The organism is Bradyrhizobium sp. ARR65 (genome assembly GCF_000472385.1).
In the GTDB taxonomy this organism is placed as follows: domain Bacteria; phylum Pseudomonadota; class Alphaproteobacteria; order Rhizobiales; family Xanthobacteraceae; genus Bradyrhizobium.
In genome coordinates, this window is the sequence record NZ_AWZU01000002.1 from 76,070 (window position 1) to 93,569 (window position 17,500).

At 63.2% G+C, this 17,500-nt stretch carries 14 protein-coding genes; 7 read left to right on the forward strand and 7 right to left on the reverse strand.

The features are described from left to right. Positions 1 to 153 precede the first annotated feature (153 nt). The 4 genes from F758_RS0103020 to F758_RS0103035 all read right to left on the reverse strand — a co-directional run bounded on the left by F758_RS0103020 (position 154) and on the right by F758_RS0103035 (position 5,749). Entirely contained in the window at positions 154 to 3,345 is a 3,192-nt protein-coding gene (locus F758_RS0103020) for an efflux RND transporter permease subunit (protein WP_024506459.1), read from the reverse strand. Then, the gene (locus F758_RS0103025; RefSeq protein WP_024506460.1) at positions 3,342 to 4,769 is read right to left on the reverse strand and encodes an efflux RND transporter periplasmic adaptor subunit; all 1,428 of its coding nucleotides are present in this window, start codon (positions 4,767 to 4,769) and stop codon (positions 3,342 to 3,344) included. Before F758_RS0103025 ends, F758_RS0103020 begins: the two co-directional genes overlap by 4 nt. Before the next feature lie 74 nt (positions 4,770 to 4,843). Beyond that, the gene (locus F758_RS0103030) at positions 4,844 to 5,236 is read right to left on the reverse strand and encodes a FixH family protein (protein ID WP_024506461.1); all 393 of its coding nucleotides are present in this window, start codon (positions 5,234 to 5,236) and stop codon (positions 4,844 to 4,846) included. A gap of 111 nt (positions 5,237 to 5,347) precedes the next feature. Continuing rightward, positions 5,348 to 5,749, reverse strand: coding sequence for a hypothetical protein (locus F758_RS0103035; protein ID WP_024506462.1), 402 nt, complete (start codon positions 5,747 to 5,749; stop codon positions 5,348 to 5,350). A gap of 238 nt (positions 5,750 to 5,987) precedes the next feature. Here F758_RS0103035 and F758_RS0103040 point away from each other — a divergent pair, with 238 nt between their 5' ends. Then, complete coding sequence (locus F758_RS0103040; protein WP_502689121.1) at positions 5,988 to 7,157, forward strand: MFS transporter; 1,170 nt, start codon at positions 5,988 to 5,990, stop codon at positions 7,155 to 7,157. A gap of 42 nt (positions 7,158 to 7,199) precedes the next feature. Here the strand turns inward: F758_RS0103040 and F758_RS43210 are convergent, their stop codons facing one another. Next, positions 7,200 to 7,472 carry a hypothetical protein gene (locus F758_RS43210; protein WP_035720622.1) on the reverse strand — a complete coding sequence of 91 codons (273 nt, stop codon included), beginning with the start codon at positions 7,470 to 7,472 and terminating at the stop codon, positions 7,200 to 7,202. A 664-nt stretch (positions 7,473 to 8,136) separates the two neighbouring features. Next, a complete protein-coding gene (locus F758_RS0103055; protein ID WP_024506466.1) occupies positions 8,137 to 8,931 on the reverse strand; it encodes a GntR family transcriptional regulator in 795 nt (264 codons plus the stop codon). 99 nt (positions 8,932 to 9,030) lie between these two features. Here F758_RS0103055 and pcaB point away from each other — a divergent pair, with 99 nt between their 5' ends. The 6 genes from pcaB to F758_RS0103085 all read left to right on the forward strand — a co-directional run bounded on the left by pcaB (position 9,031) and on the right by F758_RS0103085 (position 16,653). After that, positions 9,031 to 10,431: a 3-carboxy-cis,cis-muconate cycloisomerase gene (pcaB, locus tag F758_RS0103060; RefSeq protein ID WP_502689118.1), complete on the forward strand. Its 1,401-nt coding sequence runs from the start codon at positions 9,031 to 9,033 to the stop codon at positions 10,429 to 10,431. 83 nt (positions 10,432 to 10,514) lie between these two features. Beyond that, positions 10,515 to 11,852, forward strand: a complete 1,338-nt coding sequence (locus F758_RS0103065) for a cation:dicarboxylate symporter family transporter (RefSeq protein WP_157449838.1) — start codon at positions 10,515 to 10,517, stop codon at positions 11,850 to 11,852. Continuing rightward, a complete protein-coding gene (locus F758_RS0103070; protein WP_024506469.1) occupies positions 11,849 to 13,243 on the forward strand; it encodes a class II fumarate hydratase in 1,395 nt (464 codons plus the stop codon). The genes F758_RS0103065 and F758_RS0103070 overlap by 4 nt, the downstream gene beginning before the upstream one ends. A 158-nt stretch (positions 13,244 to 13,401) precedes the next feature. Continuing rightward, entirely contained in the window at positions 13,402 to 14,079 is a 678-nt protein-coding gene (locus F758_RS0103075; RefSeq protein ID WP_084305062.1) for an HAD-IA family hydrolase, read from the forward strand. Positions 14,080 to 14,402: 323 nt separating this feature from the next. Then, positions 14,403 to 15,278, forward strand: coding sequence for an alpha/beta fold hydrolase (locus F758_RS0103080; protein ID WP_051386665.1), 876 nt, complete (start codon positions 14,403 to 14,405; stop codon positions 15,276 to 15,278). Positions 15,279 to 15,636: 358 nt separating this feature from the next. Beyond that, positions 15,637 to 16,653 (forward strand): zinc-dependent alcohol dehydrogenase family protein, encoded by a 1,017-nt coding sequence (locus F758_RS0103085; protein WP_024506472.1) that lies wholly within the window; start codon positions 15,637 to 15,639, stop codon positions 16,651 to 16,653. Positions 16,654 to 16,691: 38 nt separating this feature from the next. On the opposite strand, the gene F758_RS0103090 is transcribed toward F758_RS0103085, so the two are convergent. Next, a complete protein-coding gene (locus F758_RS0103090; RefSeq protein WP_035720623.1) occupies positions 16,692 to 17,345 on the reverse strand; it encodes a TetR/AcrR family transcriptional regulator in 654 nt (217 codons plus the stop codon). Positions 17,346 to 17,500 lie beyond the last annotated feature (155 nt).

Here is a 17,500-nt window from a genome sequence, read left to right on the forward strand (position 1 = left end):
GCGCCGTCATTCCGGGGCGCTGCGCAAGCAGGGAACCCGGAATCTGGAAGCTTGCGGCGTAAGATTTTCGGGTTCGATGCGGAGCCTGTGATGGGGCCGCGCTTGGCGCGGCTCCGTCGGCATGCCCCGCAGCGGTCCGGCGCGCTGTTCGGCTCATTCAACGGGTTCGGCAACAGCGATCCGCTTCGTTACGGGCTCTCGTTGCACCGGGGGCGGAGAACAGTCGCGATCTTTCGCAGGCAGCCAGCAGCCCTTGATCAATCCGAAGATCGCGGGGATGACGATCAGCGTCAGCAATGTAGATGAGATCATGCCGCCGATCATCGGCACGGCGATGCGCTGCATGATTTCAGATCCCGTCCCCGTGCTCCACATGATCGGCAACAGGCCGGCCATGATGGCGGTGACCGTCATCATCTTCGGGCGGACGCGCTCCACCGCACCTTCCATGATGGCTTCGTGCAGATCGGCGCGGGTCAAGGGCCGTCCGCTCCGCTCCCGCCTTGCCTTGATCCTGGCGAGCGCCTGATTGAGATAGATCAACATGACGACGCCGGTCTCAGCGGCAACACCTGCGAGCGCAATGAAGCCGACGGCGACAGCAACCGAGAGGTTGAAGCCGAGCCACCACATCATCCAGAGCCCTCCGATCAGCGCGAACGGCAGCGACAGCATGACGATGGCCGTTTCGGTGATCGAGCGGAAATTGAGATAGAGCAACAAGAAGATGATGGTGAGCGTCACCGGCAAGACGATTTTCAGCCGCGCGGCCGCCCGCTCCAGATACTCATACTGGCCGCTCCAGATCACGTAATAACCCGGCGGAAACTGGATGCTCGCGGCAACGGCCTTTTGTGCGTCGGCAACGTAGCCGCCGAGATCGCGGTCGCGGATGTCAACATAGATGTAGGTCGCAAGCTGCCCGTTCTCGGTGCGGATCGAGGTCGGGCCGCGCGCGGTCTCAACGGTCGCGACCTCGCCGAGCGGCACGGTCCCTCCGCCAGGCAAGGGGACCAGAACGTCGCTTGCGATCGCCTTGGGATTGTCCCTGAGGTCGCGCGGATAGCGCATATTGACCGTGAAACGCTGACGGCCTTCGACCGTTGTGGTCACCGTCTGGCCGCCGAGCGCCGTCGCAATCGTGTCCTGCACGTCCTGGACCGTCAGGCCGTAGCGTGACAGCGCCGCCCGGTCCGGCGTGATCTCCAGGTAATAGCCGCCGATGCCGCGTTCGGCATAGGCTGACGAGGTGCCGGGTACTGCCTTCAAGACCTGCTCGATCTGCTTGGCCAGTCTGTCGACCTCGACGAGATCGGTGCCCATCACCTTTGCGCCGACCGGGGTGCGGATGCCTGTCGAGAGCATATCGATACGCGCCTTGATCGGCATGGTCCAGGCGTTGGAGACGCCGGGAAATTGCAAGGCCTTGTCCATCTCGGCAATCAAGCTGTCGACGGTCACGCCGGGTCGCCACTGCTCTTTGGGTTTCAGGTTGACCATGGTCTCGAACATCTCAGTGGGCGCCGGATCCGTTGCGGTCGAGGCCCGTCCGGCCTTGCCGTAGACCGAGGCAACTTCGGGAAACGATTTGATGATGCGGTCCTGCATCTGCATCAGTTCGGCGGCTTTGGTCACGGAAATGCCGGGCAATGTCGTCGGCATGTAGAGCAGGGTGCCTTCATTCAGCGTCGGCATGAATTCCGTGCCGAGCTGTCGCGCCGGCCAGATCGTCGCGGCGAGCATTGCAAGTGCCAGCAGGACCACCGGGATCTTGACACGAAGCACGGCCTTGATGACTGGCCGATACAGCCAAATCAGCAGGCGGTTGATGATGTTCTTGTGCTCGGGCACGATCCTGCCGCGCACGAAGATCACCATCAGCGCAGGAACCAGCGTCACCGACAACAGCGCGGCGGCCGCCATCGAAAAGGTCTTGGTATAGGCGAGCGGACTGAACAGCCGCCCTTCCTGGGCTTCCAGGGTAAAGATCGGCATGAATGATACGGTGATGATCAGGAGGCTGAAGAACAGCGCTGGTCCCACCTCCGAGGCCGCCTCGATCAGTATCGCCGCGCGCGAGTGGCCGGGCTCGGCACGCTCGAGATGCTTGTGCGCGTTCTCGATCATGACAATGGCGGCGTCGACCATGGCGCCGATCGCAATCGCAATACCGCCGAGACTCATGATGTTTGATCCCAGGCCGAGCAGCTTCATCGCGCCGAAGGCCATCAGCACGCCGACCGGCAGCATGACGATCGCGACCAGGGCGCTGCGGACATGCAGCAGGAACACGACACAGACCAGCGCGACGACGATGCTTTCCTCGACCAGTGTGTGCTTGAGCGTGTCGATCGCGGCATAGATCAGGTTGGAGCGGTCGTACACCGGCACGATCTGCAGCGATTTCGGCAGGCTGGTCGCGATCTCTGCAAACCGCCTCTTGACATTATTGATCACGTCGAGCGCATTGACACCGAAGCGCTGCAGCACGATGCCGCTTGCGACCTCGCCCTCGCCGTTAAGCTCGGTGATCCCCCGCCTTTCATCGGGGCCGAGCTCGACGCGGGCCACATCGCGCAACAGCACCGGAGTGCCATTGCTGGTGTTGAGCACGATGTTGCCGAGATCGTTGATGTCCCTGAGATAGCCCTTGCCGCGGATGACGTATTCGAATTCCGAAAGCTCGACGGTACGGCCGCCGACGTCGGTGTTGCTGGCGCGGATGGCCTCGCGCATCCTCTGCATGCTGATGCCGCGATCGCGCATACGCTGCGGGTCGAGGATCACGTTGTATTGCTTGACGAAGCCGCCGACGCTCGCGACTTCGGCCACGCCTTCTGCCTTGGCCAGCGCGAATTTCAGATTCCAGTCCTGGATCGTCCGCGTCTCCGCCAGATTCAATTCCTTGGACATCACGGCATATTGGTAGACCCACCCCACGCCGGTGGCGTCAGGACCGATGGTCGGGGTCACGCCGGCCGGCAGTCGCGAGGCGGCGCTGTTCAGGAACTCCAGTACCCGCGATCGCGCCCAGTAGATGTCGGTGCCGTCCTCGAAGATGACGTAGACGAAAGAGACGCCGAAGAACGAGAAGCCGCGCACGACCTTCGATTTCGGCACGGTCAGCATCGCGGCGGTCAGGGGATAGGTGACCTGGTCCTCGATCACCTGCGGCGCCTGCCCCGGATACTCGGTGTAAACGATCACCTGCGTGTCGGAGAGATCGGGAATTGCATCTAGCGGCAGATGCATAAGGGCATAGAGGCCTGCGGCGGCCGCAAAGCCGGTCCCGAACAGGACCAGCAGCAGGTTGCGGGCCGACCAGGCGATGAGGCGGGAGATCATTGGTGCTCTCCCATGTCCTTCGCATCACCCGAAGGCCGCGGCGCGGCCTCGGCAAAGCTTCTGAGCGCCGCCTTCAGGTTGCTCTCGGCATCGATCAGGAAGTTGGCCGAGGTGACCACCGCCTCGCCCGCGCTGAGACCTTCCATCACCTCGACATAGCCGTCGCCACGTCGGCCAAGCTGGACCGCGCGTGGCTCGAAGCGCCCCTCGCCCTTGTCGACGAGCACGGCCTGCCGGCTGCCAGTATCAAGCACCGAACTGTCAGGGACGGCGACGACCTGCGCTCCATTGCCGGTGTCGATCTCCGCATCGACATACATGTCCGGGAGCAGGTCGAGATCCTTGTTGGCGAGCTCGATGCGGATCCGCGCCGTCCGCGTCTCGCGGTTCACTTGCGGATAGATCATGCCGATCGAGCCCGAGAATGTGCGGCCGGGAAAGCTGCGCGCGCGCACGGTCACGGGTTGACCGACAGCGATGCCGCCGAGATCGCGTTCCGCCACGTCCACCAGCGCCCATACGACCGAGGTGTCCGCAATCCGAAACAGCACATCGCCGGGTTGCGCGCGCATGCCCTCGATGGCGTTACGCTCAAGCACGATGCCGTTGCGGGGCGCCGTCCATTGAATGGCGATCGGCGCGATGTGGGTCTTCTGCATGGTCGCGATGACTGCCTCCGGGACGTCCAGATTGAGCAGCCGTTGTTTTGAACCGCGGCCGTAGAGTTCGACCCCTCCGGTCGTCTTGGAATCGATGGTTGCGAGATATTCGGCTGCGGCCAAGGCGATCGCCGGGCTGTAAATTTCCATCAGGGGCTGACCTGCGGAGACGCGCGCGCCGGTAGTGACGTCGGCGACCTCTTGCACATAGCTTTCGGCGCGCATCGCGATGACGGAGATGCGGCGCTCGTCGAGCTGAATCGTGCCGGGTGCCCGGACCCGTGTCCGGATCACGCGGCGTTCGGCGGGCTCGGATCTCACGCCGGTGCGCTGAATCTTACCCGGGGAAAGCTTGATCGTGCCGTCGTCGACGTCATCGCCATCATAGACGGGGATGTAGTCCATCCCCATTGGATCCTTCTTCGGCGCCGGCGAGGTGTCCGGCAAGCCCATCGGATTGCGGTAGTAAAGAACTTTGCGCGACGCCTCCGCAGCTTTCGGTTTTGGCGCGGGCTGATCGAATGAGGGCTCCTCGTCATCATAGACCGGCAGGTAGTCGCGGCCACCGCTGTCCTTCTTGGGGGCGGCCGACCAGAACGGCGCGCCGGTCGGATCGCGGTAGTAGAGGATCTTGCGCTCGGCGGCTGGCGCCGGCGTCGAGAGATGCAACTGGATCGGCCACAATGGCCGCTGTGCCGCCCAGTAGCTGCCTGCGCCGAGGCCGATGCCGAGCGTCAAAGCCGTGAAGAATCGGAGCGTGGTCATGACGTGTGCCTGCAGATCGTGAGTGATGGCTGCGTTCGAAGCCGGGAGCGCCCGCGAAGGAGCGCTCCCGCGTCTCACTTGGCGGCCTTGATCACGACGCTGCCGGTTACCGTCTCGGCCTCGCCCTGCACCTTGGCGGAGAGACTGAGCTGGTAGCGTCCGGCCATCGGCAGATCCGTCTTGAAGGCGTAGACGCCGGGCTCTTTCGCAGGCAGCGGAGTCACCTGGGATTGCATCTCGGCCATTCCGTCCGGCGCCATGTCGACGCGCGTGCGGATGATCACCGCGTCCGGTACCGGCTTTCCAGTCTGCCTGTTGATCAGTCGGACGGCGACGGTAACATCGTCGCCTTTCTTCATGTCCGCATTGACCGGCTCAAAGGCGTAGTCGCCAGCCGCCGCGGAGGCTGCGGAGGCACCAATGCTCATGATCGCGGCAAGCGCCGCAATGCGCGTGAACTTCAACATTATTCTTCTCCTCAAGAGGTCTGGTCTCGGCCGCGGCATTGTGGTGGCGCGCGGCAAGCGTCATCGTGCGCGAGCGCAGGCGCTCACGCGTTTCGGCGTTTCAAGAGACGGTCAGATTCGAGGAGGTCGGAACGGTGGACTGCCGCTGTGCAAAGCAACGACCTGGTCCACAGGGATCGGTAGCGGCCGTCCCGCCACCATAGGCACGTCCAGAAGGGTGATGGCGGCGTTGGCAAGGCCTGTCAGTGGGGCCGTGCAACAGGCGACTGGACACTGATGAGCAGGCTGGTCGCACGGCTTGGCCTTCATGTGGTCCGGACAGCACTCATCCATCGCGCCCATCGTACCCGACATGTCGGTCACCATGGCCATTTCCATCGCGTCCGCTGCACCTGACATCTGGTCAGCAACGTCTTGTGTCGGATTGACGATAGGAGCGGCGAACCCCGCAACCGGCAGCATGGCCACCGAGAGGGCGATCATTGCGGCGATGATCGTTCGAATGAGGCGCATGCCCGCTTGTCCACCTGCCTGCCTATATCGAACGCGCGATCGAGAGCGTCAAGCTCGAAGGCCGCAGCATCGGGGAACAGACACGGAACTGCTGTTGCGTTGGATGCGCATGCCTAATATCGCGTCATATTGCTTGACCGATAGGCTCCGGACAGGGAAGTTGCGGGTCGTGCACGCCCCCAACACCAACAAAGTGCAGGAAACGCCCGCCTCTGCGCCCGACTCGCGTCAGGCTTGGCTGCGGCTTGCGCTTGCGCTTCTCATCGCCTCCATCGGCAGCGTCGGTCTGTGGACGGTCGTCGTCGTGCTGCCCGTGGTGCAGACGGAGTTCTCAGCGAGCCGTGGCGCGGTCTCGCTGGCCTTTACGCTCACCATGCTCGGTTTCGGCCTCGGCGGCGTCGTCGTCGGCAGAATGACCGACCGCTTCGGCATCGTCGTTGCGATGGGGGCAAGCATCGCCGTTCTCGGATGCGCCTATGTCTTGGCCGCGCTGTCCGGGACTCTGTGGCAGTTCATCGCCGTGCACTTCTTGATCGGACTCGGCACGTCGGCAAATTTCGCGCCGCTGATGGCCGAAGTGTCGCATTGGTTCGAGCGCTATCGCGGGCTCGCAGTGACCATTGTCGCCAGCGGAAATTATGTCGCCGGCGCGGCGTGGCCGCCGCTCACCACATGGGGTGTTGAGAGCGCCGGCTGGCGCGCAACCTACGTCGCGATCGGCGTGTTCTGCGCGGTGACGATGGTGCTCCTGCTTCTGGTGCTGCGTGCCCAGATCGGACATGCCGCGGTTCGCGATCACGCCGGCGCGGCGCCGCCGCGTCTCGATCTTAACCTCTCGACCAATGCGCTGACCGCGCTGCTCTCGATTGCGAGCATCGCTTGCTGCGTGGCGATGGCAATGCCGCAGGTGCATATCGTCGCCTATTGCGGCGATCTCGGTTATGGCGTGGCGCGTGGCGCCGAAATGCTCTCATTGATGATGGCGCTCGGCATCGTCAGCCGCATCGGCTCGGGATTCCTGGCCGACAAGATCGGCGGCATCCGAACGCTTCTTATCGGATCGGTCGCGCAAGGTTTTGCGCTCTTGTTCTACCTGTTCTTCGACAGCCTAACCTCGCTCTACCTCATCTCCGGCATGTTCGGCCTGTTCCAGGGTGGTATCGTGCCGAGCTATGCCATCATCGTGCGCGAGGCGATGCCGGCGCGGGAGGCCGCAACACGCGTCGGCCTGGTGATCTTCGCCTCCGTGATCGGCATGTCCTTCGGCGGCTGGATCTCCGGCGTGATCTTCGACGCGACCGGCTCCTATGCGGCGGCCTTCGCCAACGGCCTTGCCTGGAACGCGCTCAACATGGCGATCGTGGTCGCGCTGCTCCTGCGCGCAAGGGCCTCGCTAGCTGTGGCGTAGACCGCCGCGGGACTCGCCTTGCGGGGAAATGACAGCGCGTCTTCAAGGCTTCGCAGCCTGAGAGATCCATTCGGGCGTAAGAATCTCATTAATTCGCTGAATGATTTCCGTGACCTCGTTTTCCGCTCGCCAGAAAGGCAGCAAGTCATCTCCTCTCAGAGCTGCTCCATCCGCACGCAATGCCTCCGCCGCACGCATCGCGGCGTAAGGCAGCTCTTCGTAAAGATCCCGCAACTCGATCGCTTCTTCCGATCGAATAACAAGTCGACGCTTTGGAAGAGCTGGGAACGGCTGCTGTCGAAGAGGTTTGGCCATTGCGATCTCCCTTCTGTTTCGCGCTTACGATAGCACGGCTTACGCGAGGAGAGTGATCGTGAAACTTCAAAATCAAGGCATCGCCCTGCAGGGCTTGAATCGCTTGATCACGCATGAGATCGACGATGCGCATGGAAACGTTCTAAAGTTCGATGGCCATTTCGACTGCTTCCAAAGTTGAGAGCTTCTAGAGAGAAATCGCGTCCAATTTCTTTTTCACAATGGTTTCGTGGCGTTAGTGGGTGCCTCATTGGGGGTTCCGATGGGGCGCAACGTTGAAGAGTTCACTATCGGCAGGGGTGAGCGCGGCTTTCGTCATTCTCGCAACTGTGGCGACGGCGGGGTACGCGACGACAGGGAGGGCGCAAGCGCCTTCGACATCCGAGCGGCCGGAGGCTGCGGCACGACTTCCTCACGTCACCATCGATGCACGAAGTCTGGACCGTGCGCCAGAACCTTCGTTCTATCGGTCTCGAGACCAACACGTATGCAGTCGCAGGCGCCGGTGCGCTGGGCTCTACGGCGTTGCGGCCCGATCTTCAGACCTTGAACCGGGCGTTTTCTCCTTCCCCGAAAACGCCAGCCGGAAAAAATGAGATGTTAGCCGCGTAGCTGCGCGAGGGTGGACAGCTCGGCAGAGCCCGGCTCGAGGCAAAGCCAGCCTTCACTTGCTCCGCGCGGATCGCGCGCGTGACCGGCCTCCGCCTTCGTTCGGAGCGGGGGATCCTTGCCGCGTGAGCCGCATGGAATAGCCATAGCGATCGGCCGGATGGACGCTGATCGAGATTTCCGCCAGAGAGTTCGGGCTCAGGACGTATTGGCGCCGGATCTCAAGCGCATGCGATCCGGCCTCGGCGCGAAGTTTGGCGGCGATCCGTGGCGGCACGCCGATCGCGCGGATGTCCTGGCGGATTTCGGCGATCTGCCGGCCGGTGATCGTCTCGAGCAGCGTGCCGAAGATGCCCGCATGGTTCTTCATCCGGGCGCGCACCTGACCGGCATAGGCGGCATCGATGTAGATATCCGTCCAGCAGATCGGCAGCCTCGTTTTATCTCCAGGAACGAGACGCACGCTCGAGATGCGTAACCAGCGGCGGCCGGCGCGGCAGCCGAGCCAGGCGGCGAGTTCGTCATCGGCGACCTCTTCCGCGACCTCCTGGATGTCGCGTACTGTCTCGATGCCGAATTGCTGGACCGCCTCGACGGAGCCGAGGGTCTGGATGAATCCGTGACCCCCAAGGCAAGGGGAGGATGCCTCCACCCGCGTGCCGGCGCTTTTTTTCCGGCTGACCAGGCCTGAGGCCTGCAATTCCTGCATGGCCGCGCGAACGGTCGACCGGCTTACGCCAAATTGGGCCGCGAGTTCGATCTCGTTCGGCAGGACCGAGCCCACGGGATAACGCCCCGCGGCGATCGCCTCCGTGAGGCTGCGAGCAACATAGGCGTAGCGCGTTTCCAATCTTCACCATCTCCATTCGGCCCAAAAGGACATCCGCAAGCCGGCGTGGCGTGTCAAGGCCAGGTCTTGACAACTCGAAATATGTACGATCAAAATATTATGTTCGTACATAGTTCAGGCATAGGAAGCGTCTTGGCCAGCACCGTTTTCGATTCCGTCATGTTCCGCGACATGTTCGGCACTCCCGCGATGCGCGCGATCTTCTCCGATGAGGCGCTTGTCGGCTGCTACCTTGAGGCGGAAGCAGCGCTCGCCCGGGCTGAGGCTCGCGCCGGCGTCATCCCGCCGGCAGCCTCAGAGGCGATCGACCGAGCCAGCAGGACGATCACCATCGACTTCGACAGGCTGCGGCAGGAGACGGAGATCGTCGGCTATCCCATCCTGCCGCTGGTGCATCAGCTCACCGCCGCGGCGGGTGAGGCGGGACGCTACGTCCACTGGGGCGCCACGACCCAGGACATCATGGATACGGCGACCGTCCTCCAGCTTCGTGCCGCGCTCGACATCATCGCCGCGGACCTGGTCGAACTCGGCGATATCCTGGTGAAGCTCGCCGCGAAATATCGCGACACGCCGATGGCCGGCCGTACCCATCTGCAGCAGGCGCTGCCCGTCACCTTCGGCTACAAGGCCGCGGTCTGGCTGTCCTCGGTCGAGCGGCATAGCGAGCGCGTGGCTCAGGCCCGCCCTCGCGTCCTCATTGGGCAATTTGCCGGCGCCGCCGGCACACTCGCCTCGGTCGGCGAGCAGGGTTTGGAAATTCAGCGCCTGTTCTGCGAAGAGCTTGGCCTCGCGCAGCCCTCCGCCACCTGGCACGTGGCCCGCGATGGCATCGCCGAAGCCGTGACGCTGCTCGGGCTGATCACCGGAACGCTCGGCAAGATCGCGACCGACGTCATGATGATGTCGGCGACGGAATTCGGCGAGGTGTCGGAGCCTTTCGTGCCCGGCCGCGGCGCCTCGTCCACCATGCCGCAAAAGCGCAACCCGATCTCCAGCGAGCTCATGCTCGCCTCCGCCAAGGCCGTGCGTCAGCACGTCGCCACCATGCTCGACGGCATGATCCATGATTTCGAGCGTGCAACGGGTCCCTGGCATCTCGAATGGGTGTCCTTGCCCGAGGCCTTCCTGCTCACCGCGGCTTCGCTCGCCAGCGCCAAGTTCATGCTCTCGGGTCTCGTGGTCCACGAACGGCGCATGCGCGAAAACCTCGACCTGACGCATGGCTTGATCGTTGCCGAGGCCGTGATGATGGCGGCCGCACCGAACCTCGGCCGGCAGCGCGCGCATGACGTGGTGTACGAGGCCTGCCGCAAAGCAATCGAATGCGGCGGTCAGCTCGCCGACATCCTCGCAGGCGAGCCGGAGATCGTCACCGCGCTCGGCGGCGTCGATATGATCCGCGCGCACTGCGATCCCACCCGCTATCTCGGGCTGTCCGGCGAAATGGTCGATCGGGCGATCGCGCTGGCCAGATCGGCGCAGGCAAGACGGGGCTGACCGAGCTCGCAAGAAACCCTTCAAGGCGCCCTTAAGAGCGCGCTTGCGACATCTCACAACTGTTTCAGGAGGAGACCGTGGCCATGACGGCGATGGCGGACATCGACGGAACGGATGCGAAGCGTGGAAAGGAGCGCTCGCTCCTCGGCAATCTCGGCTTTCAGGTCGCCGTCAGCATGGCGCTGGGCATCGTCGTCGGGCTGCTCTGGCCCGACTTCGCGGCCTCACTCAAGATCCTTGGCGACATCTTCCTGCGGCTGATCAAGACCGCGGTCGCCCCGCTGGTCTTCCTGACGGTGGCTGTCGGCGTGGTCGCCGCCGGCGACATCAAGCGCGTCGGCAAGGTCGGCCTGACCGCCATGATCTACTTCGAGATCGTGTCGACGCTTGCGCTTGCGCTCGGCCTGGTGTTCGGCAACCTGTCCGGCGTCGGCCGCAATCTCGGCCACATCAGCGCATCGGCGGATGCGGCCAAAGGCGCCGCAGCCGCGGCAAAGGCGGCGGAAGCCTCGCACACGACCTTCGCGCAATTCCTGCTGAACGTCTTTCCCGACAATTTCATCGGCGCCTTTGCGCGGGGCGAACTCTTACAGGTGCTCGTCATCGCGCTCATCTTCGGCTTCGGGTTGATGGCGCTCGCGCCTGCGAAGCGCGCGCCGATCGAGAACGGGCTCAACACCATCTCGACGGCGCTGTTCGAGTTCATCCACATCATCATGCGGCTCGCCCCGATCGGCACTTTCGGGGCCATCGCCTATGCCGTGGGCTCCAATGGGACGGCCGTTCTGTTGTCACTCATCTATTTTGTAGCGGCCTTCTACGTCCTCATCGTCCTGTTCATCGTCGTCGTGCTCGGGACGATCTGCGCGGCCTTCCGTTTCAGCCTCTTCGACCTCCTGCGCTATCTGCGTGATGAGATCATGATCATGCTCGGCACCGCTTCCTCGGAGAGCGTGCTGCCACGTTTGCTTGAAAAGCTGCCGGCCTATGGCGCCTCGAAACAGACCGTTGGTCTGGTCCTGCCGACCGGCTATGCCTTTAACCTGGACGGCACCTCGCTGTTCATGTCGATGGGCGTCATCTTCCTCGCCAATGCCTATGGCGTCTCGCTGAGCTGGCAGCAGGAGCTTGGCATCCTCGCCATCATGTTGTTGACATCCAAGGGCGCCGCGACCGTCTCCGGCGGATCCTTCGTCGTGTTCGCGGCCACGGTTACCACGACAGGCATCCTGCCGGTCGAGGGCCTCGCCTTGATCTTCGGCGTCTACCGCTTCCTGTCGATCGCGCTCGCCACCTGCAACGTCATCGGCAATGCGGTGGCCACGATCGTGGTGGCAAAAATCACCGCCGAGTTCGATGACGAGGCGCGCGCCAGAACAGTCATCGAGCCAAACCCGATTCCGAAGGACGATCGATCATGACGCGCGCGACCCGAACGGAGCACGATGCCTTCGGCGCCGTTGAAACCCCGATAGATCGCTACTGGGGTGCTCAGACCGAGCGGGCTCGCGCGGTCTTTGCTGTCGGCGAGGAACATTTCTCACCCTGTCTCATCCATGCCTTCGGTCTGCAAAAGATCGCAGCCGCCCGCGCCAACCGCAGGCTCGGCGCGCTTGATCCCGCGCTTGCCGATGTGATCGAGTGCGCCGCGGCCGAGCTTCGCGAGGGGAAGTTCGATGCGCATTTCCCGCTCACGATCTGGCAGACCGGATCCGGCACCCAGACCAACATGAACGTCAATGAGGTCATCGCCAACCGGGCCAACGAACTGCTCGGCCAGCCTCTTGGGACCAAGTCGCCGGTGCATCCCAACGATCACGTCAACCGCTCGCAATCCTCCAACGACAGTTTCCCGACGGTGATGCACATCGCGACCGCGCTGGAGCTACGCGACCGGCTCTGTCCCGCGCTCGCCATGCTGGAGAATGAATTCGCCGCCAAGGCGAACGCCTTTGCCGATGTCCTCAAGATCGGCCGCACCCACCTGATGGACGCCGTGCCCATGACGGTCGGCCAGTCCTTCGATGCCTTTGCTTGCCAAGTCGGAAATGGCATCGCGCGTGTGGGCGACGTGCTGCCGCGGCTTTGCGTATTGCCGCAAGGCGGCACAGCCGTCGGGACCGGCCTCAACGCACCGCCTGGCTTCGACGTCGCCTTCTGCGAGGAGGCGAGCGCACTCGCCGGGATAGACTTCATGCCAAACCCGAGCAAGTTCGAAGGCATGGCCGCACACGACGCCCTGGTCGAGGTCTCGGGGGCCCTGAATGTTATCGCCGCGTCGCTCCTGAAGATTGCCAACGACATCCGCCTGCTCGGCTCGGGGCCTCGCTGCGGCCTTGGCGAATTGATCATCCCGCATGACGGGCTTACTTCGTCGATCATGCCGGGCAAGCGCAATCCGACGGTGGCGGAGGTGGTGGCGCAGGCCGCCTTCCAGGTCATCGGCAATCACGCCACGGTCTCGGCGGCCGGCGCGTCGGGGAGCTTCGAGCTCAACGTCGCAAAGCCGGTCCTGATCTATAATGTGCTGCAGTCCATCCGCATCCTGGCCGACAGCGCGACGATGTTGGCTGTGCGCCTGGTGCGCGACCTCGAGGTCGATCGCGCGCGGCTCTCCCGCAACGTCTCCGATGCCTTGCTGCTTGCGACGGCCCTCAACCCGGTTCTCGGTTACGACAAGGTCGCGGAAATCACTGCGAAGGCGTGGGAGGAGGGGATCACGCCGCGGGAGGCCGCCGTCGCGCTGGGCTTTGTCTCGGCCGATGAGTATGACCGCCATGTCGATCCACGGCGCATGGCTCGACCGTCCTGACCGCCTCCTCGATCGCGGCTTCGAGCAGGTATAAGCGAAAGCTTTATCTCCTATTAGCATTTCAAAGTCGTCACGCCCCCGCGCTTGAGTCAAAATTCGCCCGAGAAAGCCTGTAGGACAATGCACGCGAGGACAGCTTGGACCGCTTCGGAGCCATCATGCTCGATGTCGATGGAACGATGGCGGAGACCGAGGAGTTTCATCGGCGCGCATTCAACGACGCGTTTGGCCATTTAGGCTTGCCGTGGAGCTGGGACATTGCGACCTATGGCAGGCTGCTGCGGATCGCCGGCGGACGGGAGCGGATTCGACACTTTCTGAACTCGCTGCCCGGGCGGTCCGTCGTTCTGTCGGACAAGGACATCAACGAGTTGCATCGCTTCAAGACGCGGAGATATGCCGATCTCGTTTGCAGCGGCGCCTGCGAGCTGCGACCGGGAGTGGCTGCGCTGATCCATCAAGCTCGCGATCGGGGCGTGCGCTTGGCGATCGTGACGACCACGTCGCGTGACAACATCGTCGCGCTGCTAAGCAGAAATCTGGGACCGGATTGGAAGCGGAATTTCGACGTTATCGTCGCAGGAGAGGACGTGTCTAAGAAAAAGCCGGAGCCGGACGCCTATATCGTGGCTCTCGGCACTCTTGGGCTGCCCGGAGCGACCTGCCTGGCCATCGAGGATTCCCGCAACGGTCTCGCTGCGGCGGCTGCGGCCGGCGTGCCGGTCTTGATTACGCGCAGCCTGTACTTTCGCGATGAGGATTTCACCGGCGCAGCTGCAGTCGTCGACCATCTGGTCGAGCTGCACCCTGAATTCTGGTTCGATCAAGATTGTTGATTGGCAAGATCAAGCGGATCGCGACGTGATGACAAATTGGCGTCGGCGACTTTCATCCAACTCGCGGTCGCCTCCCCGATTGCGGACTTGTTCCAACCGGTCCGACAACACAATCCTGCGTGGAGATTCGGCGCACTGGGCGCAATTGGGCAAGCGACGGCGGAACCGCCATCGGCGCTGCAACCTCCGATCGCATTGGTCGTTACTCGGTGTCATGACCTTCCGAAACCGGGGAGAGACCCATGCCGGGAGTGAGATGTTGCAAACTCTTGGTGACGTTCGTAGTCATCAATCTCTGCTTCGTTTGTGCCTCCGCGGAGGAATTGAAGCCGCGGTCCGATGACGGGGATCTCGGTCTGGGCTTCAGGAGCCATTATGCTGAGGTCAATGGCGTGAAGCTGCATTATGTGGCTGGCGGCAAGGGTGAACGAACTGTGCTGCTCATCCCTGGCTGGCCGCAGACCTGGTACATCTGGCGAAAGGTCATGCCGGAGCTCGCGAAGGACTACCGCGTCATCGCCGTGGACACGCGCGGCATGGGTGACTCCAGCCGCCCCGACAGCGGCTACGACACCGAAACCACAGCGAACGATCTGAGCGAACTGATGCACAAGCTCGGCGCGGACCACTATGCGGTGATTGGCCACGACGTCGGCATGTGGATCGCCTATCCGTTGGCAGCGCAGCACGGCGAGGCGATCGACAAGCTTATCGTTAGTGAAGCCCTGATTCCCGGAGTCAGCCCAACGCCTCCCATGTTGCTGCCACCGGACGCGAATGCAGGGTTGACGCAATTCATGTTCAACCAGCTACGGGATTTGCCCGAGTTCCTCGTGGCGGGGCGGGAAGGTCCGTATCTACGCTGGGTTGTCCAACATCTCGCCTATCGGCCGGATCGCGTTGCCGTCGATGAGTATGTCCGCGCCTATTCCGTGCCGGGTGCGATGAAGGCCGGCTTCGCCTACTATCGCGCCATTCCGCAAACGCAACGACAGAACCAGGAACTCATGAAGGCCAAGCTTTCGATGCCCGTGCTCGCCATCGGCGGGACGATCGGAGCCGGCCAAACCACGATCGACACGATGCAGCGCGTATCGGATCACGTGGACGGCGCAATTCTCAAAGACTGCGGCCACTACACGCCGGAGGAATGCCCCGACCAGTTCCTGGGGCTTGTGAAGCCATTTCTGGCACGATGAGGCGCGGTCGATCTCTATTGCCTCAGCGGAATCCGCTTACCTGACAGGTAATGGAAAGCATCTACCACCTCGCTAGATATGGGCTTACCGGCCGGGACTTCTGTTCGTCGAGTGGCAGGTGAGCGGCGTAGTAGCCGGCATTCCGTTCGAATGCGGGGCTTGCGATCGCTTCTCGCTTGAGGGTGAGCGGATAGCGGAGGCAGTGAGCTACTTCGACACTTGGCGTTGCCTGCGCAGGGTCGGACGCGACCCATGCGGGGCAGCGTGTTCGCAGCTCGTGATTGATCATGCGGCGGACCGGCCAATGGGCAAACTTGTCTTGATGTACAACTCCCGAAACGACAAGAGCGGATGAACCATGCGCTGCTATGCATTCTTCAAGACCATCTCGTTGGACGATCTCGTCCTGACAGAACGGCCGGATCCGGTGCCGGGTCCACGCGACATCGTGCTGCGCATGCGCGCCGCGGCGCTCAATTTCCGCGATCTGGCCATTGTCCGCGGACATTACCACGTTGGCGTTTCGCCGCCGCTGGTGCCGGTTTCCGATGGCGCCGGTGAGGTCATCCAGATCGGCAGCGAGGTCACGCGATTTCGGATCGGTGACTTGGTCTGTCCGACCTATCTGCCGGAGTGGATCGATGGCCCGATCCGGCCATGGAACGTCCGGCGGCGGCTCGGCGGGCCGAGCGACGGCGTCTTGTCGGAGTTGATGTGCTTGCACGAGGATGAGGCTGTGTGCGCCCCACGCCATCTCGATGCCGCCGAGGCCGCACAGTTGCCGGTCGCCGCCGCGACTGCCTGGCATTCGCTGTTTCAACTTGGCTCGGTGCGCCCGGGCGAAACCGTGCTGATCCAGGGAAGCGGCGGGATCTCCACGATTGCGCTGCAACTCGCGCATGCCGCCGGCGCACGAACGATCATGGTGACGCGGAACGATCGCCACGCAGACACCCTGCGTACATTGGGCGCCGATGATGTGCTTGGCAACGGCGCTGCCGAGAGCTGGCCGAACGATGTCCTCAATTTGACCGATCAGAGGGGCGCGGAGATCTCGGTTAACGTTGCGGGCGGCAACACGCTGACCCGCTCGATCGCCGCGACCCGAATGGGCGGTCTGGTTCATCTGGTGGGCTATGCCGCAGGCATCATCGCCGATCTCGACATCTTCACCGCAATCAGGCACGCGACCACCATCCACGTCGCGACAGCCGGTAACCGGGAGAATCTCGAAGACTTCGTGCGTGCCGCGGAGCGGCACAAGATTCGGCCGGTCATCGCCAAGGCTTTTCGGGCGGAGCAGATTCGTGATGCCTTCGCTTTCCTCGCAAGGGGAGGTCACCTCGGCAAGGTCGGTCTAATCTTGGATTTCTAGTCGCGCTTGAGCAGCCAATCCGAAAGCGCTCAATCCGGCTAGCGCTTTCGCTTTCGCGCCACTGTTTTTCGGCCTCCGGCGCGCTGCTTCGGCGCGGCCTTGCGTGGAGGCTCAGGCTGCACGCGCAAGCCGTCGACGAACACGTCCATCAGCCGCAGCACGGTCGCTTGCCAGCCGGGTTGGTCGTGCAAATAGCACATGCCGACCAGCGCGCGCAGCACGTCCTCCGGGCTGACGTCTCCGCGGATCTCGCCGGCGGCAATGCCTCGGTCGAGCAGGGTGCCGATCGCCTTGGTCAGGCGCTCGAACGAAAAGCTGTGCAGCTCCGGCGAGCCGTGCGCCGCCAGCGCCAGCGCGGCGGCCATGCCCTTCTTGGTCGCGACGAACTCGATGTTAGAGGCGAGCCAGCGGCGTAGCGCATCGACCGGCTTGGCTTCGGTCTTCAGGTTTTCCGCGAGTTCGCCGAGCTGCTCCACTTCGCGCCGGTAGACCGCCTCGTACAAGGCCTCGCGGGTCGGGAAGTGGCGGTAGAGCGTGCCGATGCCGACGCCGGCCTGCCGCGCCACGGCTTCCAGGCTCGCCTCCGCGCCGCCTGCGCTGAACACGGCCTTGGCCGCCTCGAGCACCCGCTCGCGGTTACGGATCGCATCGGCGCGGGGTTTTCGAACGAGTGCCGCGGATGGCTCTGTCATCTCACTTCTTCGTGCCTACAGCGCGACGATCTTTTTTTGCATCGTCATACCCGCGCTATCTTTTTGTTCGAGCATGATCTTTTTCGCAAGAACCGGTAGCCGCTTTCGCTTCCCATGCCTAGGGTCCCTTGCAAAGCGGAGGGCGCCTCCGTATA